Annotated in this window: 20 protein-coding genes and 1 pseudogene; 3 read left to right on the top strand and 18 right to left on the bottom strand. The window is 32.5% G+C overall.

Annotated elements, in window-relative coordinates:
- Positions 1-209: 209 nt before the first annotated feature.
- From V7S50_RS27695 to V7S50_RS27680, 4 genes are all read right to left on the bottom strand, one after another.
- A complete protein-coding gene (locus V7S50_RS27695; protein ID WP_336376610.1) occupies positions 210-839 on the bottom strand; it encodes a Type 1 glutamine amidotransferase-like domain-containing protein in 630 nt (209 codons plus the stop codon).
- A gap of 848 nt (positions 840-1,687) precedes the next feature.
- Positions 1,688-3,229 carry a serine hydrolase domain-containing protein gene (locus V7S50_RS27690; RefSeq protein ID WP_336376611.1) on the bottom strand — a complete coding sequence of 514 codons (1,542 nt, stop codon included), beginning with the start codon at positions 3,227-3,229 and terminating at the stop codon, positions 1,688-1,690.
- Between the two features lie 24 nt (positions 3,230-3,253).
- Complete coding sequence (locus V7S50_RS27685) at positions 3,254-3,697, bottom strand: condensation domain-containing protein (RefSeq protein ID WP_198287953.1); 444 nt, start codon at positions 3,695-3,697, stop codon at positions 3,254-3,256.
- Between the two features lie 465 nt (positions 3,698-4,162).
- Positions 4,163-4,525, bottom strand: a complete 363-nt coding sequence (locus V7S50_RS27680) for a PH domain-containing protein (RefSeq protein WP_000789655.1) — start codon at positions 4,523-4,525, stop codon at positions 4,163-4,165.
- 587 nt (positions 4,526-5,112) lie between these two features.
- Here V7S50_RS27680 and V7S50_RS27675 point away from each other — a divergent pair.
- Complete coding sequence (locus V7S50_RS27675) at positions 5,113-5,409, top strand: hypothetical protein (protein WP_098562122.1); 297 nt, start codon at positions 5,113-5,115, stop codon at positions 5,407-5,409.
- Between the two features lie 383 nt (positions 5,410-5,792).
- On the opposite strand, the gene V7S50_RS27670 is transcribed toward V7S50_RS27675, so the two are convergent.
- The 3 genes from V7S50_RS27670 to V7S50_RS27660 form a co-directional block, all read right to left on the bottom strand.
- A complete protein-coding gene (locus tag V7S50_RS27670) occupies positions 5,793-6,602 on the bottom strand; it encodes a class I SAM-dependent methyltransferase (RefSeq protein WP_000651404.1) in 810 nt (269 codons plus the stop codon).
- A gap of 384 nt (positions 6,603-6,986) precedes the next feature.
- Positions 6,987-7,397 carry a hypothetical protein gene (locus V7S50_RS27665; RefSeq protein WP_097814355.1) on the bottom strand — a complete coding sequence of 137 codons (411 nt, stop codon included), beginning with the start codon at positions 7,395-7,397 and terminating at the stop codon, positions 6,987-6,989.
- Positions 7,398-7,511: 114 nt separating this feature from the next.
- Positions 7,512-7,700 (bottom strand): helix-turn-helix transcriptional regulator, encoded by a 189-nt coding sequence (locus tag V7S50_RS27660; RefSeq protein WP_001213250.1) that lies wholly within the window; start codon positions 7,698-7,700, stop codon positions 7,512-7,514.
- 158 nt (positions 7,701-7,858) lie between these two features.
- Between V7S50_RS27660 and V7S50_RS27655 the strand changes: the two genes are divergently transcribed.
- Positions 7,859-8,182 (top strand): helix-turn-helix domain-containing protein, encoded by a 324-nt coding sequence (locus tag V7S50_RS27655; RefSeq protein WP_000468121.1) that lies wholly within the window; start codon positions 7,859-7,861, stop codon positions 8,180-8,182.
- Between the two features lie 193 nt (positions 8,183-8,375).
- Here the strand turns inward: V7S50_RS27655 and V7S50_RS27650 are convergent.
- The 4 genes and pseudogenes from V7S50_RS27650 to V7S50_RS27635 all read right to left on the bottom strand — a co-directional run.
- A pseudogene (locus V7S50_RS27650) lies at positions 8,376-8,569 on the bottom strand (DnaD domain-containing protein); the annotation flags it as partial.
- A gap of 262 nt (positions 8,570-8,831) precedes the next feature.
- Positions 8,832-9,284 (bottom strand): JAB domain-containing protein, encoded by a 453-nt coding sequence (locus V7S50_RS27645; protein WP_097814354.1) that lies wholly within the window; start codon positions 9,282-9,284, stop codon positions 8,832-8,834.
- 422 nt (positions 9,285-9,706) lie between these two features.
- Complete coding sequence (locus V7S50_RS27640; RefSeq protein WP_336376612.1) at positions 9,707-10,924, bottom strand: McrC family protein; 1,218 nt, start codon at positions 10,922-10,924, stop codon at positions 9,707-9,709.
- Entirely contained in the window at positions 10,917-13,490 is a 2,574-nt protein-coding gene (locus V7S50_RS27635) for an McrB family protein (RefSeq protein ID WP_336376613.1), read from the bottom strand. Before V7S50_RS27635 ends, V7S50_RS27640 begins: the two co-directional genes overlap by 8 nt.
- A gap of 115 nt (positions 13,491-13,605) precedes the next feature.
- On the opposite strand from V7S50_RS27635, the gene V7S50_RS27630 reads away from it, so the two are divergent.
- Positions 13,606-14,289 carry a hypothetical protein gene (locus V7S50_RS27630; protein WP_336584444.1) on the top strand — a complete coding sequence of 228 codons (684 nt, stop codon included), beginning with the start codon at positions 13,606-13,608 and terminating at the stop codon, positions 14,287-14,289.
- Positions 14,290-14,516: 227 nt separating this feature from the next.
- Here the strand turns inward: V7S50_RS27630 and V7S50_RS27625 are convergent, their stop codons facing one another.
- The 7 genes from V7S50_RS27625 to V7S50_RS27595 all read right to left on the bottom strand — a co-directional run bounded on the left by V7S50_RS27625 (position 14,517) and on the right by V7S50_RS27595 (position 25,486).
- On the bottom strand, positions 14,517-16,355 hold the full coding sequence (locus V7S50_RS27625) for a P-loop NTPase fold protein (protein ID WP_071714965.1): 1,839 nt from the start codon (positions 16,353-16,355) through the stop codon (positions 14,517-14,519).
- Positions 16,356-16,974: 619 nt separating this feature from the next.
- Entirely contained in the window at positions 16,975-18,156 is a 1,182-nt protein-coding gene (locus V7S50_RS27620) for a class I SAM-dependent methyltransferase (protein ID WP_336376614.1), read from the bottom strand.
- 368 nt (positions 18,157-18,524) lie between these two features.
- Positions 18,525-18,749, bottom strand: coding sequence for a YdbC family protein (locus V7S50_RS27615; RefSeq protein ID WP_336376615.1), 225 nt, complete (start codon positions 18,747-18,749; stop codon positions 18,525-18,527).
- Positions 18,750-18,763: 14 nt separating this feature from the next.
- Positions 18,764-22,012: a type I restriction endonuclease subunit R gene (locus V7S50_RS27610; RefSeq protein ID WP_336376616.1), complete on the bottom strand. Its 3,249-nt coding sequence runs from the start codon at positions 22,010-22,012 to the stop codon at positions 18,764-18,766.
- Between the two features lie 33 nt (positions 22,013-22,045).
- Positions 22,046-23,350 (bottom strand): restriction endonuclease subunit S, encoded by a 1,305-nt coding sequence (locus tag V7S50_RS27605; RefSeq protein ID WP_336376617.1) that lies wholly within the window; start codon positions 23,348-23,350, stop codon positions 22,046-22,048.
- A complete protein-coding gene (locus V7S50_RS27600; protein WP_336376618.1) occupies positions 23,340-24,860 on the bottom strand; it encodes a class I SAM-dependent DNA methyltransferase in 1,521 nt (506 codons plus the stop codon). The genes V7S50_RS27605 and V7S50_RS27600 overlap by 11 nt, the downstream gene beginning before the upstream one ends.
- A gap of 32 nt (positions 24,861-24,892) precedes the next feature.
- Positions 24,893-25,486, bottom strand: coding sequence for a helix-turn-helix domain-containing protein (locus V7S50_RS27595; RefSeq protein WP_336376619.1), 594 nt, complete (start codon positions 25,484-25,486; stop codon positions 24,893-24,895).
- Between the last annotated feature and the right edge of the window lie 197 nt (positions 25,487-25,683).

The following is a 25,683-nucleotide window of genomic DNA, read 5'->3' as shown; positions in this document are numbered from 1 at the left end:
GTCCATATAAATATAGAACTCAGGTTGCTTAGTTGCGCTTTTTAAATACTGTCTACTTGACAGGGGTCACTCCATTAACAGGACTCTTTTTCTATAGTTTCAACATAATTGTTCCTCAATTTATAAACATAAAGGAGATGGTTTTATACATGATCACTTAGGGGAAACCGAAAAAAATTTCTTATTTGTTAATATAAATTGAAACTAAATTAGATTTTCAAAATATCACCAATCAATTTAATCTCTTCTCCCTCAATAACTATCCCATCACCATCTTTACAAGCATAAATCTCCCTATTTTTCAACTTAGAATAATCTTTTAATAAATCTAAATATTTCCCACTTTGTTCCTCACTCCAATGAGGCATAAAATCAAAATCTACAATACCTAGGGACTTTCTATCCTCTAGTCCTATAATATCCTCGTCTAAAAATTGGGCTGTATCAATACTTTTAGTTGTTATTATACTACCAGCACTAACACCAATCAAAACCCCACCATTTTGCAAATATGATTTTAATGAATGCAATAAATTTCTTTTTCTTAAGGAATATAAAAAGCGGAATGTATTTCCACCAGAAAGATGTATTCCATCATAATTAAATATGTCATTAACCTTTCTTTCATCGTATTCTTTGTCTAAATCAAAATATTTCACATTATTAATTCCTAAATATCTATAGTATTTAACTACATAGTTAAAATATTTTCCTGTTACATCTGAAGTTGCTCGAAGATATGCTATTGAAGGATTTTCTTTATTTAATAACCTTAAAAGTTCATAATCCAATTTTCTATCTTCTTGTACTTGATCACTGTATAATACTATTTTTCTCATTAAACTCCCCCTATTTTCTAGTTAATAACTTATCAATTTTGAATTTATTTTCGCCCTTTCTCACAAAAAAATAATACCAATTTAATATATAACTTTTTTAGTATCTCTTAAGGTACATTTCCTAAAAGCGGTATTCCATATCTGGACTCGATAATTCTTTTTTTTATCATATTCTTTTAAAATGAATTTTAAATAGTCTATTAACTAAGGAGATAGACTATTTAACGGATTTAATTTATTTTTTATGTGTCAGTCCTGAATGTTTAATCACACATTCATTTTTTAAAATTCCCTAATCACTCCATTATATCATAGGCTTTAAACAGGTCTTCAAGTTCAATATTATTCATAGTTTCATCTACGGAAATCATATATGAGGTAATAACTGATGAAACTTTTTTAGCAAGTTCTAATCTTAATCTAAGAGATACTCTACCTCCATAATCGATAAGCTCATTAATTACTTCTTTATAGTCAGATGGCGATGTATTAAAGCCGTACTTAAAAATGCTTTTCTGGCACTATGACACATAGTAGGCCCTCCAACATCAATTAATTTTCTTATTTCTTCTAGTTCTTTATAATCTTTCATATAATGAACTGAATTCTTCCCTTTTCAATTTCTTCAAACTTGCTATAAGAAGATTCCAGTGATTTTTTACAATTTCCATTCTTTTTGAATATACTATTTCATTGGTTAAATCTATTAATTTCCCCTCATAACCTTTTGCCCATAGACATAAAGAATAATTCCTAAAACGAAATACATTAACAGCTTAATCTTTAACGCATTATTACTTGTTACAGTCATATTAATAGTGAAAATTATAAGCGCATTACCACAACCACTAATAACGCTTTATAGATAACAAAAATATTCCCTTATCGTTTTCTTTTTTGAAAAAGCTTATAAATACTAAGTATATATACACTAACCATACACTGGTAAATACAAAATAAAGTGCAACTTCAACACTATTAGGAAGCCATACAAAAACAAATTCCCAGGATACTCCTCTATACAGGATATATGGAATTAAATATATACAGTAACTTATTCCCAGCATGAACAGAAAAGAAAAAACAAGCTTTAATAAACTCTTTTTTCCATATGTATTTAAATGCCTTTGTTTATTTAATAATGCTTTTAATGTGAAAAATAATATACTTAAAACTATTAAAATTGAAATGCATATAATTACACTAGCTATTGTATCTGCGCCTTTATTTAAATCTATTATATTTTTATTATAAGTGCCCTCTTCTAAAATCTTATTAATACCTTGACCTATAAGTTCTACATATTGTGAGTTCGTATTACTTAGTACTGCAACCCCGACTTTATCCTTAGGATTAAATACTATAAATGAAGAATAGTTAGGATTATTCCCGGCATGTGAAATTTGATTTTCACTCTTTGGATAAATGAACCAACCACTAGCATAGAATGATCCATCACTTAATGGTCTAACTGTACGATTAGCCTCTTGAGATTTTCCAACTATGTCTTTATCAAATTTCAAATCATTTAAAGTGCCCAGCTGAATCTTAAGCCACTTAGCCATATCTTCAGCACTGGAGATAATATACCCAGCCGGCTTATTCCCTCTATACACAGGTGCATCATATACATCATTTTTTAAGAATTCGAGTTTATACCCTTTAGCGATATATTCATTAACAATCTCATTTTTATAAAGATAAGTATTATGTAAACCCAATGGCTTTAAGACATTTTCTTCAATATAGCCTTCATAAGATTTCCCTGTCACTTTTTCAATAACCAACCCTAAAACATCATAATTTATAGTTGCATACTGGAAATCCCTACCTGGTTCACTATCTAATTCTATATTAATTAAGGTTTTAACTGTTTCTTCAAGTGCATTATCTTCATTAGAAACTGGTATCTTATCTATCGTTTTAAAAGGTATACCACTTGTTTGATGTAATAATTGTTCTATAGTTATTGAAGCTTCCTTACCTTTATATTTAACTTTTAACCATGGTATATATTTAGTTACTTCATCTTCAAGTTTAATTTGTCCACTTTTTTCTAAATTAAAAATTCCTAAAGCAGTAACTGCTTTACTATTAGATCCTATTTCAAACAAGGATTTAGAAGTAACTGGCTTTTTAGCATCTATATCTGAATATCCGAATCCTTTTTGATACACAGTCTTATCGCCTTTAACTAAGGTAACTGCTAGTCCTGGAACCTTACCTTTATCCATATTTTCTTCTATAAACTTTTCTATTTTTAGTTTTGTATCATTTGTTAATAAATTTATCTGTTCAACCTCATTGTCTAATGCATATCCCTTAAGTGGTAATACAACTATACTGAGAAAAACACTAAGTATAACTAACAATTCTCTTAATTTTTTCATAATAATATACCCCTTGCGTAACTTCTAATTAAACAATGCATCTAAATCTTCTTGTGAAATTTCTACAGCATCAAAATCCGATGGGGTGAATCCCTTGAAATCCTTTTCTATGCACTTATCTAAAATTACCTTCAAAGTATTCACATAACTTTCAATAAACCTTTGGATTGTTTCATCTTTAAATCTATTTTTACTGTAGATAATATTTATCTTTAGTGCACCATTTACCACCATAGCCTCTAAATCCATTAGTGCTGTCAATGAATTATTCTTGTCACTATCTAACGCAAATTCAATGTTGTTTAGATTTAATTGGTTCTTATCAATTATATTATCAAAACCTCCAAGATAATTGAATCTTATATACTTGACTTCTTGTTCTTTAAATTCCCTATTTAAAAACTTAAGAATGCTATAATTAAATCCTTTATTAGGTATGTTTCTAAGTTGTTCCTTTAATGATTTAATTTTATCCTATATCTCCTCATGATCCACCTTAAAATATGCAGGGTACATACTTGTAAACCATCCAACAGTTCTAGATATGTCAATTTGACCATTTATCAACTCTCTTCAGTGTCTTTCAAGTTCAACTATTACTTCAGTTTTATCGTCACCCTTCCATAGTACCTCCATATGTTGTATAGAGATATCTCCTTCTAAATTGTCATTGATGCCTCTTTCAAGTCCTAATACACACCTTAGAAAGAGCACTTTTAAAAAGTGCTCTTTTTACTTTGCATGTCATCCATGCTTGTATAAGGATAATAAAACTCTTTAATTTTATCTTTAAATAGGAAATAACCTCCCATCAAACAGTATGATAGGAGGTTATTAAAGTCATTTAAAATTCGTTTTTTGTTTTAATGTTTTCGATTTTAGCAAATAATAATATTGTTTAATTTGAGGCGCAAATTTAAAAAACAAACTTCTTTATTTCAAGTTCATAATTTTTTCTTTTACAAATACTGCAAACCTCTCCAGGTCACCTTCCTCAATTAAATTCATCACTTCACGTTCGCCATCATGAAAAAAAATGATTTTCTTTCCTGTTAATAATCCTTTTTCTACATCTATTGAATTAATTTTGGCATAATTAAATACTTTAAACGTTTCACTCCCTAAATATTTTGTATAAAAACACATACGTTCATTTGTAGCGACCAATATCCCTTTTCTTTGACTACCCATACCAAATACTTGATATTGAAACATTCCATATAGACTATTTTCAATAATCTCATTTTCATTAAGATGTGATTGTACCATTGTCATAGCCGTTTTTATATTTTTCATGACAACTCCTCCTGTATTCTCCCTTTATTAACTATAAGGATATTAGAATATCTATATTTTCATCATACAGGATAAAGAGTTTAAATTCCAATTAATACCACTTTTTGAAAAACTTTATTAACTGTGAACAATCCTACGATGAATTGAGATTTTAACTTTTGAATATTTTATTTAATCCTTACTAATAATATAAATAAATTGGTACCAGCCAATCAGTATCCATAATAAATCTCTCTTTTTTTGAATTCTTCCTGTGGCAAGGCGGCTATTTTTTATAGCTGCCTTGCTTGTATGAATTATAAATATTTGCACATACTATTAACGGAATGGTTGAATCATTGTCATTGAAAATGTTCAGCACTTCCGCTCTTTAAGAGAACAGTCTACGCAACTGTTCTCTTTCCTATTTCCTTTTTTCACGCATATAATCTGACAAGCATTATTAACTCTAACTCCCCTACAATCAATCGCATTGCAACATTCTCAACATTTCCTCAACAAATTCTCAATATTTTTCATGGACAACAGCACACTTTCTCAACAGTTTTAATATCTTAATATTAAATACTGAAAGGAGATGTTGAAAAATGACTTGGTTCATTATTTTAGGGTTTATGCTTATTTTAATAATAAGCGGTTTTCATGCACATAGTATTCATATCATTTTCAAAATAGGTTCAGATACAAAAGCTGTGCCAAGTTGGTCTTTCGTTAATAAAATAAATTTCCAAACATTAAAAGAATTAATAATAGGACTAAATAAGGATAAACTTAAAATCCTTACAAGAGGAGAACTTGTTATTCCCTTAAGTTTCTTTAATAGATTATTTAGCAAAACATTAATTTTTCTATTTCTATTCTTTTACTCACAATACTTAAACTAACGTAATATGAGATGAGGTGAACTACCCGCCACTTAACGTCCTAGCGGACTGTTTGAAGTGGGGAATTCCTAAGTAAAGAGTTCTATCGAACGCTAAATAAAAAAGCTTATCCTTTAACACCTAATGATAAGCTTTTTTATTATTCTTTTCATTTTTTGTTTTCGGAAGTATTTCTTTAAGTTGATAGCGGTGCGGTGCTATCCCATCACTATAAAGCTAAAACTTTATAGTGCCATCAAAACGGAAACAACAAGTTGCATTTATATAAATAGCTTTTAAAAATTGATAATTTTGTTTAGGGATACTTTAAGATTTTAGCTTGAGAGGCATATAGTGCAACCTCATACAGAGTGATTAGGATAGTGAACTTAAACGTGTTATTTTTAGCATTCTAAATAATCGGGTTCAATGTATTTTTCTGTTTCAGGAGAGCTTTTAATTTCTATAGGATATTTCTTAAAAGCTACAACAGTAACCCTATCTTCTTGAACTAAACTTCTGGATTCATTTATAGAAGAGAAACCTGTTCGCGTTAAAAAATTGTATAGAGAGGATTTTGTCATCCAAAAACTAGTAATGTTATCTAATGATGCCCATTTTGATTTTAAACGTTCTTCTATTGATGAATTAGCAGAGTGTTCTAGCATTGTGTGCCCCTTATATTCATAATTTTTATAAAGTACTGATACATTGGGAGTATGAGTGATATGAGTATCAATTATTACAAACCTTTTGCATACTTCATACACTTTTTCTAAAAAAGGGAATACATCTGAGCAATCTAAATGATATAAAATACCAGAGCATAAAACAATATCAAATTGACCATATTTTTCAGCACTTAAATTTCTTACATCATCTTGATAAAAGGTTAAGTTTTCCAACCTTAATAAATCTTTAGCGAATATAGCTTTTTGTACGTTTGATTCTCTTCCTTCTATCCCTACAACAGTTGCTCCTTGCATAGCAAACTCAATAGCGTAATGCCCCTCTAAACAAGCTAAATCTAAGATTCGAAGATTTTTAAAATCACATTGTGTGATATCTTGAATCATTGTCACAATTTTTTTTAACGCAGGATTTGGTTGTCGAATATCTCTTGTATATAGAGTATCCGTTAATTTAATATCATAAGCGGTCCATTCACCATATTTACGAATAATGTTTTCTTTTTCGAGAACAAAATCTTTCATGATACAATTCGCCACCTTTAACATAATATTATGTGTAATATATACCTTTATAAGATCAATATATGTGTGTATAACTTGTATTTAGACGAAGGTAAACATTTTAAGTCTAATTCTAGAGTATTCCTGTTAAATAAAATTCTGACTAATAAAAAATATGTTATATAACTATAAAAACTCTACCAAATTATTAAAGGAATCTCCTTCCCCCTATCGAATTATTGTATAGGAAAGGAGAGGAATACATGGAAATTCTAGGATTAGATCCTCGCGCATTAGCGACTTTAGGTGCACTTGAATACACCAATCGTCGCAATAAATTAATCGAAGACTCGGAGAATAACATATACGAGTGTAAAGAAATAAAAGAAATACTTCAATCACTCCCTAAAGAGAAGCAGATTGAGGTTCTTGAGAATCAAGCTCACTTTGAAGCTGTGGCAAAGATGATTGAACAAAACAACTTAATTCTTTTAGAACAGATGAAAGCTCTACAGCTAATTCAGAAATAACAAACTTATGATTAATTAATTCTACATATGCTTCTATATATAATGTCTCTTTATCTATACTACCAGCCTCTGTTTTTACAGGGGTTTTTGTTATGCGTTGATTCATATTTTGAATTTGAATGGTTTCTTTCACATGTATGAATAGATCTTCTAACAAACCTGGTGTAGACTCTAATTCCTGCTTTTCAATTTCCTCTGTGACGGCACTGATAAATTCCCATAGTACTTTTGCACCTAGTAGTTCTGCTAAACGTTTTTCACGCATTTCAAATGTTTTCATGTTCATATTAAACACTCCCCTTCTCTAATATTTTTTTAAAAATAAGTAATAATTTATTTCGTTTTAGGAAAACAATATAGAAATTAAATTCTCCCTCTCGAAATTACACGTATCGTGACACTAATCTTCAAAAAAAAGAGTCCAATCAAAATTTAGTACCTTAGCTATATTCTTTGCGACAGGAACACTTGGATTTCTTTCACCACTTTCAATCATTGCATACATACTTCTAGATATTCTTGCCTTATATGCAATACAATCTTGTGTTTTCTCTTTATTTTTACGTTTTTCTAATAACCAAAACCTCATTATTTCCCCTTTCATTGTCACAAAATGTGTAATTAATAATTATATTACACAATGATAAGTATGAAATCAATGTTTTTTACACATTTCGTGTACTTTGTTAAATATTACATATTGTGACGTTATAATTGATATAGAAAACACCTAAAAGGAGGTAGCATATGTTTGGCACTAGACTACACACTCTTCGAAAAGAACGCAAACTGCGTCAAGAAGACATGGCAAATCAACTAGGGATTGCTCGAACTACATATGCAATGTATGAACAAGGAAATCGAGAACCTGATTATAATACATTGATAAAATTAGCGACTTTCTTTGAAGTATCAATTGATTACCTCCTCGGTACAACTGAAATGAGACAAGTTACAGACATACAAGATCCTGAGCTTTATCAATGGTTTGAAGATATAAAGAATGCGACTCCTCAAAAGCGAGAGGAATTAAAGAAGTTTTGGGAATTTATAATACAGAAGGAAGATTAATATATCAAAAAGACCGCCATCTTAATAAGGTTGCGGTCGCTGGTTCGAACCCAAACGAGATTATACCGTCCCCTCCTTGATATTCAAGATGGATTCTTATGTATAACAATGGAACAGCTCTTTTAAGGGGGAAAATTCCATTTGACTTAAGATTCTTTTCGATATTTAACTAATACTTGTTCTAAACGTTTACGTTCACCTTAGGCGCATTCTTTTCTAAAGCTATTTCCATTGCTTTGAGAACAAATTGTACATTCAAATCTTCAATCCCCGCATTATTCCCTTCAGCCACAAATGGTTTACTAACTCCAAAGTTTGCTCGTTGAATGCTATTGGATTTTCTTCTACTACTTTTCTATCACTTGAGCAGCTTACTACTTCTTTTTCCTTCATATCAAAAGCCTTTAAGCTAATTTTGCTCGCTTTAGGTTAGAGCTATCTTGTTAGTTTATTAGGCATAGATCCTTTTTTCTTATCCTATATTTCTGACCTTTTAATCTGTCCATTTCCACGAATCACATATTATGAATATATTTATAAATCAACCTTACAAATAAAAAAGAATAAGAAGATCTATGCGAATAAACGCTTTAGAATCTTCCTATTCCTCCATACACACCCTTAAAAATAGTTAGCTTATTGCTTTGTATTAGATAATCCCCTTTTTCAATAAACTTACATAACTATTATCTCCAATGATGACATGATCTAAAAGAGGTATACCAATAATGTTTCCACACTTCTTTAATCTCTTAGTTACTTCAACATCTTCATGAGACTCCATACTATGTCCTGATGGATGGTTATGAAAACATATGATTGAAGATGCATTGTTTAATATTGCTGTGCGGAACGTCTCGCGTGGATGGACTAACGATGAATCGACAGTTCCTTCAAACACAATGCTACATCCAATAATTTCATTCTTTGTATTTAAGTTAAATACACCAAAAATTTCATTCGGTCTTGATTCTATATCGAATATAATCTGTGCAAAGCGTACAGCATCCGCTGGACAAGTGATTTTCTTTTTCTCAATATCATAAATACGATTACTGTCTTTTACCAGCTTTACAGATTGAACCATAATTTTCTTACCCATGTCCTTCTCCTTTCGAAATAAAAAAGACGAGACTGCTCCTCTCATCTTTTTTCAACTTCTTTTGTATTTTGAAATTCAAAATTCTTATTTCCCCACTACAATTCTTAATAATTTAAGATAATCTATCACATCCTTGTTAGTTGATTACTTGTCCTATTCCTACAACGCAAAAAAACCTTCCAGGAATACATTCATATTACAAATTAGCGTATATGTTTTATACACTTCCTTGTAATGAATCGTAAACCCGAAAGGTTTGTGGTTATTTAGGAATGATTAAAAAGGAAAAATTTTCTTGAACTTATTATATAATAAGTTCATTTCTATTTCAATTAAAACAAACTAAATATTCATACTTTTCCAGAGGAGATTTGATTTCTATATTAAAAGACACCCATATTCAATTGAGTGTCTTTACAAAATTATTTAACTTGTTTTTGTAGAATTTCTTTTAATTCTCGCACAGTCTCGGAAAATTCATCAATTCTTATCGTACACATTTCGATAGTTTTTTCAGTATCAATAACTTCCCACACAGGATGAACAGCTTCTATCTCCTGTTTAGGATACAGCAATATGCACCTTTTAACTTCCTTATAAGCCGTGACATACGCATACATTTGATAAATGTCACTCTGAACATAACTACTTCTTCCATTATTTGTTGCACTTTTCCACTTCGTATCCATGATTATCACATTATTAATCACAAAATCCGGTTTTAATAAAATATTCTGGCGTCCACTCTTCTTATTACGTAATAACCTCTTCTCTGCATGTTGAATGATTATTTTATTATTACCAATAGCCTCTTGTAGTGCTACTTCAATATATTTTTCAAACAACATATTCATTTGAAATAAGAAAGAGAACGATGATGCTCCACGCCCTTTACTATAAATCGTTGCTCGCTCAACAATTAGCTTAGCAAATAAAGCAGCTTGACGAAAACGTTCATTCTGTCGGTTAAATGTAATGCTTTTTATTTCCTTCTCTGTAAAATGTACTACATCCACAGGTTCTAAGTAGCCTAAACAGCGCTCAAGATAAAGTTTTAAAGTATGTATTTTTGTATGCTTTTTTACAATGAGCAATGCACATTTAAATAGCTGGTTTAGAGGGTTATTTTCCGTATATTCATCAAATTCACAATATGCTTTTGTTTTTTGAAATACATTCTTATAAATGTGTTTACTAAGCTCGAGTTTGCCACGCAGTGTATTTAAATTTTCTTCATGACGTTCGTATGTTTTAAAAGTCCCTTTTCTGAGTTCACTCAGCAAACGAGTAAGAAATGTAGCAAGAAATGCCGTAAGCAGTTCTCCTCTATCCTCACCATTTAATACTTCCTCATAAAATGAAACTGGCAAAAACCCTGTAATCGAAAGCATTCCTAGTAATGCCTTTCGATCGTCAATAGGTGTAAGTTTTATTTTTGGAATAATTTCATACCGTACGTCCGAACATTGTATCACGCCAACATAATTAATAAAGCGCATTCGTTTGTACTTCTGATCAATCACTTGGTCATTTGGATATTTCTCTTCAATATACCGTATAAGCTCATCAAATTGTTCTGCTGTAACGTCATTTTCTGTAATCCAGTCATACGCCTCACGCACTATAATTGTCTTATTCATAAATCGCTATTAGTTCTTGTGCTGTTAATTTTCGTTTTACTCGGTATAGTGCAGGAATATAAATAGATGGCTTTTGTTTAAACAGTTCATTTACATTAACATCTTCTTTATAAACAATATATTGATCTTCCTTTGAACTCCCTATTCCGCCCAAAACAAGACCGATTTTTTCCCAATCATCATAAAAATACTCTTGTAATAGTGGAATGATTTTTGTTTGAAAAATAGCTATAACTTCATTATCAGTTTTCGCGTTTATAAAATACGCATGCCCAATCATATGATCGCGATCATACAGCACTTCAATCCGCCTATTAATAACGGAAAGCATTTCAGCAAGATCAATTTCATCACCAATCGATTCAAGAAGATCCGTATTTGGCATAATTTCTTCAAATACAAAGCGACGGCGTAACGCTGTATCAAGCAGTGCTATGGAGCGGTCTGCCGTATTCATTGTCCCAATTACATATAGATTGGGTGGTAACGTAAACTTCTCTTTTGAATAAGGTAGTTCAACAATCAATTCATTACTTTGTGTTAAACGCTTATCCTCTTCCAGTAACGTTAACAGCTCACCAAAAATCTTAGAAATATTACCTCGGTTCATTTCATCAATGATTACAACATGTTTTTTCGCATTCGAATAATCAAAGGAACCGTTTTCCAGCAACACTTTTTGAATAATTGCCTTTTTCTCTTCTCCTTCAACTTCAATTTTTTCTTCTTCTGTTGTATCTTCCATTTTTTCTAATATCCAATTTAGTACAGACCAATATCTCGTCTGATTACACCCACCAATCGCCTCACGAACAAACATAGTATTATTCTTCCAATCAATATCATGCTCCTGAACATAGCGATACAAGCTTAGTAAACGATTCTTTGAAACTATTGAACTAGTTTTTACATCTTCACTCGTTACAACTATATTATTTTGCTCTGAAATGTATGAAATGAAACTTGTCGTTCCTGTTTTTGATTCAAATTGAATATTATTCTTCAAACCATTTTCAACCAAGTAATCATAAAGTTGCTCAAAACGAACTTCATTCGAAAAGTCCTGACTTGTACTTTGAATTCCTTCATACATAGCCTCAAGCGCTGCTTTTTTCAAAATACCATCAGTTGGCACAAAATTCCCTTTTCCATCAGATTTCAAGCCTTCTATAAAATCTTCATATCCATAGGACTGATGGAACGTCACGAGATGAATTTTCCCTTCTTTAATTAAACGTGAAAACTCTTGTTGCAATGCTTCCCTTCCATCTGCCTTCAGTTCCTCATATGTTCTTTTATCGATTAATTCAAGAGCACGTTCAACAATTTGATATGTTTTCCCTGTTCCAGGTGGACCAAAAAATACATAGTTTCTTGGATCTGTATCTAATACTTCACTTAATACTTGGGACGTATCACTTATTCCCTTTCCCTGCATAAATACTAAGTTAATTACATTCTTATTTTTCACTTCATTTAATGTACTACGATATCCTCCGTATCCTATGAACTCTCTCTCTTCAGTATTAATCCACTCAACTGGAAGTAGATGCCCGTATTCCTCAGAGAATTCATAACCATCAATAGTATCTTTGGTAATTTTTCCAACAGCACTAACTCGTAACACTGATCTTGTCTTCCCATCAATCTTGCGAGTAAAAGATGTTTTTAAAGCAACAAAGTCCCCTTCTTTCATTTTTAAAAATTGCTTTAATGCTTTTTGTCCTGCTGATGTTTCTTCCTTCTCATCAATGATATCCTCAATATTTTCTTCTTCTAAAAGAGAGGATAAATCTTCACGTAAAAAGCCTATCGCTATACAGTTGTTTTTCAACAAATAATCTTGGATGGAACGATCTTTTCCATAAGTATGTCCAGCTAGCCAATAGTTTGTATTCTTATCAAGCGATTTATCTCGTTCTGAAAATGTCTCCCAGATAAATCGTGAAATCTTTTCATTAGACCAATCTAAAAAAACATTTTCTTTCTTAATAGCCTGTAACACTTCATGATTCAACTCAATTGCATTTTGTGGGGTAAGCAATTCATCTTTTATATGTAATTCCTTTCCAAGCTCAATCAAAATTGGTGGTGAATAAATATTAAAAAATTTCTCTGGAACATAAATATTTAAAATTTTTAGTAGTACCATATTATAAATTGGTAAATCTAATGTAACAATTTCAGAAATGCGGCCTTCCTTTGCAAGTCGAATTGCTTCACAAATCCCCTCTTTTAGAGCACTAAATTCCTCTTGTAACTGTTCATCTTTTAATACCACTTTTTGTTTACCGTAACCTTTACAGTACTCACCTGTTTTAGCAAGATAAATACCAAATTTAGCAGCATTGGCTCCACCAATGCCACCTAGGATATTTTTCTGTTCAAGCCAGTAGTTAAAACAATCTTTCGTTTTAGTATTTGCATATTCTTCTATGGTTAGATTTCTTAAGGATTCTAATGGAAAACGTTTTATGAATTCTTGACGTCCAGCTTCTTTCTCAGCAAGCAACGAAATATCCGGTTCATAATGAGTAGCTTTTTGGGTCACTATTTGAAGCTTCATATTGGAAATTACCCCCATTTAATTTTATAAATTAATTATAGAATATGAGGAGAAAAGAAGGAAGTAATTGGATGAAGATTAATAAATTTTGTGGATTAGCTTTGAAGATTGAAAAGTGGTTACTTCCCATAACTTAGCATTGAACGAAAAATTAAGTAAACATGGTCCAAATGTTTTCGAAAGGGAAAATTATATAAAGTATCAAGAATTTAAAGACGTTGTCCTAAGTAATATATCTAAATTTTATTCTGATTTGAAAGATATTAGGCTCGCAGTTCTAAAATCTTTAAAGGATTGCGAAAAAGATGAAAGTCTATTTGGATGGGTTTCTGGAAAAGAATTAAAAAATACGGATAAACTTCAAAATGATTATACTAAGTTATTAAATGAACATATCAAATTACAATCGAAAATACGTAAATTAGAAAAACAGACTAGTAAAAGCATGGAAATTGATGGGGTATCATATAAAGAAGTAAAAAATTGTTTAAAGAACGAGAGAATGCTACCTCAAAATTCAGAACTTAGGAAGGTATTTAAAGAAAAAAATCTAAACATGGATGCCTATTACTATTTTGAAAACTTTAGCAATTTTTGGGCTATAGGGCTAACGAATCTCCGAAGAAGAGAGGAGCTTGAGATATTCCTATATAACCGAGTTGCGCCGTTTTTAATGCAATTTAATTTAGTAGAAAAAGTAAAAATACCGAAAAAACATTATGAACAAATACAAACTAGTAAAACGGGTTCAAAGTTTTTACGACTTGATACTTTAGCAAAGAGTAAGGTGACCATCTAATATAACTAGAAATACTAAAGTATTTTATTTTGTTAAAGCACCTAAACTAGGTGCTTTTTTCGTCTAGATTACTAGCTTTTACTTTCTTACTTTCCTTATCTGTAATGAACCTTGTAATTTCCCTTCCATTCAATCCTTCCGCACTCTCTTCATCCCAAATATCTCGTCCAACTTATCCGCCACCTCCCGCTGCAGCGTTGATATGACATCTGACAAATAAACCTTTGTCATTCTGTTAACTCCTTCGAAATATGTTTTGTAACATCTTCTAAAACCGCGATTAATTTTAAAATTATATCTCTTTTTAAAACATCTACAGATGTTTCTTCTAACGTTCTCTTTATAACTTTAATAAAATCATTTATTGCATCTATTTCATGACTATAAAAATCTCTCGCATTGCTTATTCGCAAATATTTTTCACGAAGGAACCCCATAAAGAAACCCAATCCTTTATTAGAAAAAGACACTATATCATTACAGATTTGTTCTTGATTTATGATTGTAAAAAAATTATTTTCATTTATGATATTTGTATTATACACACGGAAATCCTCTATATCCCCTTCTTTTATAGATTTAAAAAAGCCGTCCAATACACTTGCTTCTTTCTCTCTAATTTTCTCAATCCTTGTAGCTTTTATTTTAGAAACCAATTTTTCATAGTTTTCATTTTCAAACGCAACACGAAAATTCCTTTCAAACCTAATCTCATCATCTTCTAGTCCATATAATTCTACAGCTTTATCTAATCCATTATTACAAATTGCATATAATTCTCCCGAATCCCTTTTAATATAATTATTTTTACTGAATTCAATTAGTAAATAGTACAACCTTGGGTACTTATACGGATGATAATCTCCGTTTTCGAGACCCTGAATCACTACTTCTATACTTTCCTCTAGTTGATTCAGCTCAAATTCCATATAATTTTCAACAATATTTAAGGCTTTTTCTTTTGGATCTTCTTCTTGATTATATTTTCTCTTTATTTCATTATTAAATAATTCCACATTTAAGTGTCCTGTTAATATATATTCTGAAATGGATCTGTAAACATGAACAAATTCACTTATTATTGTTTTATTTTTTAAGTATTTATTCCAAAAAATGTTTTTATATTCTTCTTTTACACCATCTTCTTTTTTTTCAAACGCTAGTAAAAAACCAAGTGCAGTTGGTTCATATAGAGGCTCCAATTCTTCCTTATTCTGTAATACCCCTTCTTTATAATCAATCGAAATTAATAAAATATTTGTGAAAATACATAAACGAACTACTTCATGTTGTTCTTTCAATAAATCACACTTATTCATAACTTGAGATAAACTATCAAATACAAACCTTAATGTTCTTAAATTGATTTTATCCCTCACAAAATTAATTATCTGCAAAATAATATCATTATTTTTCTCATAAAATTCAATAATGTTCTTATTCTCTTCATAATTAGCTTTCATAAAATTAGGAAAAGTTTCATTAAACTCTTTATTATATTGTATGGTTCTTCCAATCACTTTCTCTTTTATTTTATGAAACTCCTCTTTCGCATGTAATTTTTCTTCATTAGAAATAAACAATACCTTAATATTTTCATGTTCAATGTACGCTGAATTTACATAACCCAATATTTGTTGAATTGTAACAGATTTATCAATTCTCTCAAGGTCATCAAAGCATAACACACACTTTTTTAAATGATTACGAAGTTTTGTAATATTAGATATTTTTTTATCTACTGTTTCTAAAGCTTTAAATCCTGGGAATTTTGAACCTAATTCTAAACCAGCTCTGCCAATCATGTAAGTATAACTTCCAGACTTATTAATAGAATTAAGAAATACACTTTCACCAATCTCATCAACATTTTTTAAACCATTCAATGAAATGTAAATAAATTTATATGTGTCTTTTTTATTCACCTCAATCTTTTCTATCTCATTTTTTAACACCTGAGTAACATAATATGTTTTTCCTATTCCCCAAGGACCATTAATTTGAATGGCATAATTTGTTTTTGGTAATGATAAATATTCTGTAACTGTTTCGACAATAGTATCCATTACTCAATTCCCCCTTATTATTAATATCCTTAATTACATTTTATATTAACACATTCATATTATAAAATAGAAAAATTATGTCGGCTTATTTATCGTTAGGGTGGCGGCATATCTTATTGTAGTATTGCGGCGCTAATGCTATAATAGGTAGTAACGAAATAGGAACGTTTTAACTTTAATGTTGATTTATTGCATGATTTAGCGGTTGATTTAACGTCATGATTTATCGTATAATCGCGTGAAACCTTGACAAGGTGGAGGTCGCTGGTTCGAACCCAGTCAGGATCATATGAAAAACCCCTTGATATTCAAGGGGTTTCTTTATGTAGCGAATCAATGTACTTTTTAAAGAGTAAATTTTTTATCTACTGGTCAAGATTTGGTCAATAACAAGTTTTTTCGGTTAACGATTGTGTCCTGTTATATTTTTATGAAATACATGCGTTGTCATTTAATCCTGATATTGTTATAAAAGATAGCAGAATTAAATTCGTTCTTTTATCTTCTTTTCTGCTTTATAGTTCCTCTAAGTCAGAAAGGTAAATATATCCATCTCTTATGCCGATCACTTTCTTCACTGAAAAAAGATCAAGAATTGCGACGAATAATTTTCTTCACCTTACAACGGCCGATCTTCTAAACTGCTATAGTGATATACTTCCCCATAATCTCCGTATTGTGATAAGAATTCGTTTCTCTTTTCTTCTGCCTCTCTCCACGCATCCTTTGGTAGGATGTCCAGGTGACGATGCCCCATGTTGCCATAGCCATACGCCAGTAATACATCGGTCGTTTCCCAAATCTCAAAACGGAATACATACCAGTGATTGGTAAAATCGATAATTGTACCAGATTGAAATACAGTATTTTTAAATTGGTTATACAAAAACTCTGCAGCTGCGCCAGTGAGAGAATATCCAGGCAGCGTAGACAGATTCTTCTCTCGTGTATACAGATGTTCCAGCCCTTCCATTGTAGTCATGCCTGTATCATATTTTGTTGCGATAATCACAGGCGCTTTTTTGAAGGCATCAAGCTCATGAAAGCTGATAACATCACTCTCATCCCATTGGATATAAAGCCCTGCTTCTTGCAACATATTTGCCCACTGTCCTGTATTCGCCGGATTTTCCAGTCGTTCACATGACAAATACAAGCCAGTTTCACTTAAAAGTGATGTTACGAGAGACAAGTAATCTTTTGGTCCAAATGTAGGTTGTTCTGTCAAATAGTCTTCTAGTTTCCAATATTGCGGAATCGGTGTTGGACCCATGATTTCATGGAAGCAGCGTACCGATGTAATGAGATCGAAGTGTCCTGTTGGGAAAATGTTTCCAATCTCAGTAAAGTCAACACAATGGAAAGTCACATTTTCTAATCCAAGGTGCGCTGCTAGCTCTTCTGCACAAGCAATGCCTGCTCTCGATTGGTCAATCCCCACTACCTCCGCTTTCGGATATAAGCGTGCATACAGACAAGCAAGAAGGCCGTTATCACATCCAATTTCTAAGATTCTTTGCGGTTTCAAATCTTTATCAGCTATCCATGCACCGTAGTTCCGATGCAAGTCTCCTGTATACGAAGCAAACGCTAGACTGAACGGTAATGTTTCGTTTTTCACTTCATAAATCATATTATTCTTAGAAATAGAGCGGTTTGTGATGAGAAGATTCATTTTTTCTGCTAATACTGGATCGGCAGCATGTACATCTTCCCAAAAACGCTCTTCCTCTTTTGTCCCTGTGATGCCTAATGATTCAAAATAATCCCTTACAATACTTGTACTTACTTCTACTGTCATTTTGCCACTCTCCTCATGTTGTTGTCGTTCGGTTAATCATCGCTGGAAATAATAGATGACATTTTTACGGCTCTTTTTCTGGTGAAATTTACGATCACTTACTTTCGCAACTGCCTTACAAAATTTTGTCCACTTCGCAGGAAAATCATTACTATCCCTTTTAATTCCATAGTGGAGATTATATTTAATTCGAACAGACCAGTGCGTGCCATCTAGTACATCCGCATAGTTTTCTTCTGCCCAATTTATAAAATCACATTTATAAAGTTCAGATCAAAACCACTCAAATTAGTGTTAGATCATTATTCTTCATCTAAAATCAATAAAAAGAGGCACAGACTATTAAAGACTGTGCCTCAGATACCCTTTTACTTTAATTCCATACTATTCAAAGTGTCTTTTAATGCCTTTAGTTCCTCAACCGTCAATGTAATGCCCTTACCCATCTTTTCATGTTCTGGCGCCCAATCACGCAAATCATACTTTGGTTCTTTTCCATTCCAACTAATAAGATTTAATTCTTTTGTCCAACCTTTAGGTGATTGAGATACAACACCTACGTTTTCTTTAATTTCAAACTTTATATCTGCCATAGATATGTCTCCCTTTATAATACATAGTCACCGCTTTGTTCTGCTACATGTTTTAGACCTATATGAATAGGGTCTGAATTTCCACACATAAGCTCTGCCTGTCTCATCACTACTTCAAGTGCATTTGTTGCTTGATTTGGTGGATAATCATATTTCTTTAACAGCCTTTTAATGATTCTTCTCATCCCTGCTTGAGCGCTTTTTCTGACACTCCAGTCAATAGTTATGTTGTTCTTAATTGCACTTGTTAATTCATGTGCAATTTTCTTTAGCGTTTCATCATCCATGAATTCCTTAATGGCCTCATCAGCTGTTAATGCATCATAGAAAGCAACCTCATCATCATTCATGCCTAAGTCTTTTTCTTTATCTCGCATTTCTTTGATTTCTTTCGCCATTCGGATAAGCTCTTCAATTACTTCTGCATTTGTAATGGCCTGATTGCGATATTTATTCAATGCTTTTTTTAGCTTTTCAGAGAACTTCTCCGACTTTACGAGATTACGTTTCTCCATCGCTTTTAAGTTACCTTCAAGTAGCTTTTTTAACATTTCGACAGCTAAGTTTTTGTGCTTCAGTTGACGCACTTCTTCCAGAAACTCTTCTGATAGAATGGAGATTTCTGGTCGCTTCATTCCAAGGCTGTCAAATACGTCAATCACATCTTCAGAAATAATAGACCGTTCTAGCATTTGATTTACTCTTGCTTCTATTTCTTTTTTCGATTTCTTTTGTGGATTCTTTGTATCTAGTTTCGCTAGACTTGCTTTTACTGCTTTAAAATAACTAACTTCCAGGGCAGCAGCTCTCCCTTCTTCTGTCGCGGCACATAAAGAATGAGCTTTTGCTACCTCTATGGCGAATTGTTTAAATTCTTTTTGTTGCTTTTCTTCTAGACCTAGTACAAAGTTCATTCCACTTGTAATAGCTCGAATTCTTGCCGCTTGAGAAGTACCCATATAAGATGAATAATCAAATCCATGGAACATACCACGAAGCACTTCTAATTTCTCTTGCATAACAGCGACCGCTGCATCTGTATCAATACCCGTGTTTTCTTTGTCACTATCTGTATATTGCTTTAATGCTTTTTTCAAGCTTTCTAAAATCCCTAGATAGTCAACAACAACGCCACCAGATTTATCTTTGAATACACGATTGACACGTGCAATTGCTTGCATCAAATTGTGACCTTTCATTGGTTTATCAATATACATGGAGTGCATCGATGGTACATCAAAGCCCGTTAACCACATATCACGAACAATTACAATTTTGAGTTCGTCGCTCGTATCCTTCATACGTCTTGCTAACGTATCACGTCGTTGTTTCCCACCAATGTGCTTTTGTAACCTTTCATTATCACCAGCACTACCAGTCATAACAACTTTAATTATTCCTTTTTCAAGGTCATCACTGTGCCATTCAGGACGAAGCTTCACAATCTCGTCATACAAATCTACACAAATTCTACGACTCATACAGACAACCATTGCCTTACCTGTAATCGTCTTCGATTTTTCTTCATAATGTTCCACAATATCTTGCGCTAGCTTTTTCACACGATTTGGAGAACCTACAATTGCTTCAAGACGAGACCATTTCGTTTTATACTTCTCACGATCGTTGTCTTCTTGCCCTTCAGTAATTTCTTCAAATTCATCATCTATTTTTTGCAATTCTGCTTCATCTGTCTCTAGCTTAATAATACGATTTTCATAGTAAATTTTAACCGTTGCTTCATCTTCTACCGCTCTTGTCATATCATATACATCAATATAATTACCAAAAACAGCAGGAGTGGATTTATCTTCCATCTCAATAGGGGTACCTGTAAAGCCAATAAAAGAAGCGTTTGGTAATGCATCACGCAAATACTTCGCATAACCATACTTTATCTCACCAGTCTTACTATCTGTTTTTGCTTCTAATCCATACTGACTTCGGTGAGCTTCATCAGCAATAATAATGACATTGCGACGATCTGTTAAAACAGGCATCTCACCGTCTTCTGGTTTGAATTTTTGAATAGTGGTGAATATAATCCCACCAGATTCACGATCATTTAATAAATCATATAAGCCGTTCTGCTCTTTCGAGTTATCTTTCGCTTGTTGTTTTTTTTGCTCACCTGTTAATTTGCGAAGATGTGCCTGTTTTGGTCTTTGACGTAAAATATCTTCTGATTTTGCAAAGGTCGTATAAAGTTGTTCATCTAAGTCATTACGGTCTGTAATCACAACAATCGTTGGATTATTTAATTCTTTCACCAAAGAAGCAGTATAAAATACCATTGAATAACTTTTACCCGAACCTTGTGTATGCCAAATAACTCCGATTTTTCGATCACCTTGTTCAGCAGTAGCTAATTTCGTGCTATCTACTGCTTTCTTGACAGCAAAATATTGATGATAGGCAGCTAAAATTTTAATAATACTTTTCTTATCTCCAATCTTATTTCCATCTCCATCATGTTCTGGATCTTTTGATTCTTGGAATAAGATAAAATTTTGAATGATATCCAATAATCGTTGCTGATCTAACATGCCACGAATCATAACTTCATACTGAGGTACGTCTAGAGATTCAACGTTTATACCATCAATACTACGCCAATTCATATAACGCTCTTCATTGGATGTAATCGTACCGGCTTTTGCATTAATACCATCTGAGATGATATTAAACGCGTTGTAATGGAATAATGATGGGATATCATGTTTGTACGTTTGAATTTGGTTATACGCATTTTCAATTCCGACATTTTCATCCGAAGCAGATTTTAGTTCCACCACAACGATAGGAAGACCATTTACAAAAATAAGCACATCTGGTCTGCGTTCTTCACTTTCAATGATAGTGAATTGATTAACCGCTAAAAAATCATTTCGGTAATATTCTTTAAAATTAATGATCATCGCTTTTTCAGTTTTAATCTCGCCATTCTTTCGAAAGGTTACATCAACTCCTTCTACTAAAAGAGAGTGAAATTGTTTATTGTTTTCCGTTAAAGATGGACTATTAAACGTAATAATTTTTCGATATGCTTCTTCTAATGCTTCATCAGGTAAATCTCGATTCAACTTATAAAGTGCATCGCGAAGGCGTTGTTCAATAATGACTTCGCAGTAATCCCGTCGCTCTGGTCGTTCCCCATCATGACCAATTTCTGGACCAAACACATACTCATAATCCATCTCTTGAAGGATTTCAATGACCGCTTCTTCCAACAAATCCTCTGTAAAATTTTTGAATGAACTCACAGGTCTCTCTCCTTTCATTATTAAGCTTTCCATTTATTCTATCGGTACACGAATCTCACCCGACATTAGTTTCGGTAGTAATATATCCCGAAGTGATCCTAACTTAACATTTTGATATTCATTTTCTGTAATTTTCTCAAAAATACCGGTGACTAAACTATTAAACTCTTCAAGAATTTGAACTGATGGTAATATGATTTTTATTGTTTCAATTCCAGTTGGGCTAATATTTGGCTGCGCACTTCCACTTCCACGATTCACTATTTCATCATAAACTTTCTGCTGTCTTAGCACACAATATATAAATCCTAGTTTAACAAAAGGCTTATCCCCTAAGAAAAATTTACCCACACGCTGATTAACTAGCATTGCATTTTCCAACTTTGGTACAATACCAAATTTCCCTATCGTTGCACCGGTCATCGCAATTACTAAATCTCCTCCCTCTACTAAAAAATCCTTAGCCAACACTTCTTTTTCAGGAGAAACATAAGACATATCTTTGATATTAAGTGTGTTATTTTCAATATCCTTTATCTTTATTACTGGTATACCGCTTTCTTCCCACCATGCACTTTTAAATGCATATCCAGATTTCACTTTAACGTAATCTCCAATACATCCAATCTTCCACCCCTCAGGTATCACTCCAATTTCACTTTCAAGCATTTTTCCACCGCTAGATTTATACGGATTCCCATCTTCATTCGGGAATTCAAAATCAACAAACCATTGCTTAAAAATAGCTTGAGCCATTTCTTCTAGTTTTTTATTGATTTGGTTGTTTGTTTCAATCTTTTCATCAAGGGATGATAGGATGTTTGCTATTACTTTTTGAGTTTGAAAAGGTGGTAAAAGTAACTTAATTGCTTCACCCAGCCGAATTCTAGACAATTCTGTTTGACCTGTTGACCCTTCAGCTAAATGCTCAATATTTCTCTGCTGCATAAAAAGGTTGTATCCCAAATACTGAGGGTATACTCTTTCATTAGCTCTAACTATTGTAACGTGAGAATCGACGGTCATCGATTCTTTTACATTTTTAATCTGAGCCACCCTACCTAAAGTACCTACTCCTGTTGAATTTATAAGTACATCATATGATCTTAATAATTTTTGTTCAGGTACTTTTCTTTTTTCTGGATTAGTTAACCTCGCAAGCTCCAATTTAACTCTATTATCTCTTATACATTTTTGATTAATAACTACAATACCACCTTCTTCTGTATAAGAAGGTGTAATTCCTCTAGATATGAGGTCGCATACTTCAACTAACTTAACTTCTTCCCACTGGTCTTCAATTAAGCACTCTTGCATATTATTTAATTTAGAACTCATATCCAATTCCCCCTAGATTTTTACGAATTTCATCTTCTAGGTGACGTGATTTTGTAAATAAATCCCCAAGTTCACTTGTCAGTTGTTCCATTTTTTCTTCAAACGGTACGCCATCATCTTCCGCTTCCTCAATCCCCACATAACGTCCCGGTGTTAGTACATATTCATGCTCACGTACTTCTTCAATACCCGCAGCCTTGCAGAAACCTTGCACATCTTCATAGTTCCCATCCTCATTGCGCCAGTTGTGGTACATTTCAGCAATTTTATTAATATCGTCACTGCTCAACTCACGATGGCGACGGTCAACCATTGTTCCCATGTTACGAGCGTCAATAAATAAAATCTCATTTTCACGATTTCGGAATTTGCCGTGTTCTTTTTTGTTTCGGTTCATAATCCATAAACATACCGGGATACCTGTTGAGTAGAATAATTTATCTGGCAAAGCAACAATTGCATCCACTAAATCTGCATTAATTAAATTTTTACGAATTTCACCTTCACTAGAAGTGTTAGAACTTAAAGAACCGTTTGCAAGGACAATTCCTGCTACTCCATTTGGCGCAAGATGATAAACCATGTGTTGTAGCCATGCATAGTTTGCATTTCCTTCTGGCGGTGTACCAAATTTCCAGCGGACATCATCTATTAATTTATTTCCACCCCAGTCACTAATATTGAATGGTGGGTTTGCTAAGATGTAATCTGCTTTTAATGTACGATGTAAATCGTCATGGAACGTATCCGCATGTTGAGAGCCAAGATTCCCCTCAAGCCCGCGAATCGCTAAGTTCATACGACACAACTTCCATGTAGTTGAGTTTAGCTCTTGACCATAAATAGATAGGTTTTCTATTTTCCCTTGATGTTCTTCTACGAACTTTTCACTTTGAATAAACATTCCACCGCTTCCACAAGCCGGATCATAAATACGCCCTTGGAATGGTTCAATCATTTCAACTAGAGTCTTAACCACGCTTGTTGGTGTATAGAACTCTCCCCCACCTTTTCCTTCTGCACTTGCAAACTGACCTAAGAAATATTCATATACACGACCAAGTAAATCTTTCTCACCGTTTCCGTGCAGCTTAATAGTAGAGATTAAGTCAATTAACTCTCCTAATCGACGTTTGTCTAGCTCTGGTCGTGCGTAACGTTTGTCTAATACCCCTTTTAATACTAGGTTTTCTTTTTCAATTAAAATCATGGCATCATCAATGATTTGACCAATTTTCACATCTTTTGCATGATCTTTAACATAATCCCAACGTGCTGTTACTGGTACCCAGAAAATATTTTCAACCGTATACTCATCACGATCTTCTTCAAATCCATCTCCTTCTTCTACAAGCTCGTTATATTTTGTCTCAAATTTATCAGAGATGTACTTTAAGAAAATTAAACCTAATACAACATGCTTATATTCACCTGAGTCCATACTACCTCTTAATTTATCCGCAGCTTTCCATAACGTTTCTTCAAAACCAACATTTGCTGTCGTTGTCATTCTTACTTCCTCCATTGCTTTCATTATTTCCTTTAATAATTATGGTCATCAAAGACTTCAAATATTTCACTTTCAAATTCTTCTTGCTCTGGTTCACTATTTATCCAATCTGGTAACACTTCATGATAGTGTCCCAACGCCTCAATTGTTTTATGGAGAATAACTTCATGTTGTGCCTTTTCAAGCAACTCCACAATTAGCTTAAAAGTATCTAAATAAGGAGTCTCATCCACCACTTCAATTGCAGCTTTAAATCTAGAAACAAGCTTTGCTTTTTCAATCGCCCGTTCCATAGCGTTTATTTCTTCTTTATCGTAAACCGGAACTTCTACAAGATCGTTAATATCCCCTATCATAAACTGCATATCATGGCTTTTAATGACAGGTTTTAGCTCTCTCCTTAATTTTTCTTTTTGAATCTCTAGTTTTTCAATTTCATTTAGTTCTTTTATAAAATACTCCGAAGTTAATCCGAATAATTCTTCTAAGACAGGTAAGTACTTTTTAGGGATATTTTGTTTCCCTTTTATCCAAAGGTTTATATTCTGTTTTCGTATTCCAAGTTTTTCAGCAAGTTCGATATGTTGCATATTGTATAAACCAAGAATATATTCTAACCCATTCAACAACTCACCCCCAACCTTTATTGTCTCAGTCAATATATTTATATCTTACCTTTAATATATTGTCTCAGTCAATATATTTTTACAATTATTTCTTAATTTTACTATCATCTTATATAGCCCAATGTCGTTCCAATTTTATTTGAGGAGCCTAAAAACTATAGGGTTCTATGATACAAACTATTCTAGAAAAAAATAAA

Origin of the sequence: Bacillus sp. CCNWLW194, from assembly GCF_037120585.1 — a bacterium.
Taxonomy (GTDB): Bacteria; Bacillota; Bacilli; order Bacillales; family Bacillaceae_G; genus Bacillus_A; species Bacillus_A basilensis.
The sequence above is the reverse complement of the archived record's forward strand: the minus strand, read 5'-3'. Positions and strand labels throughout refer to the sequence as shown.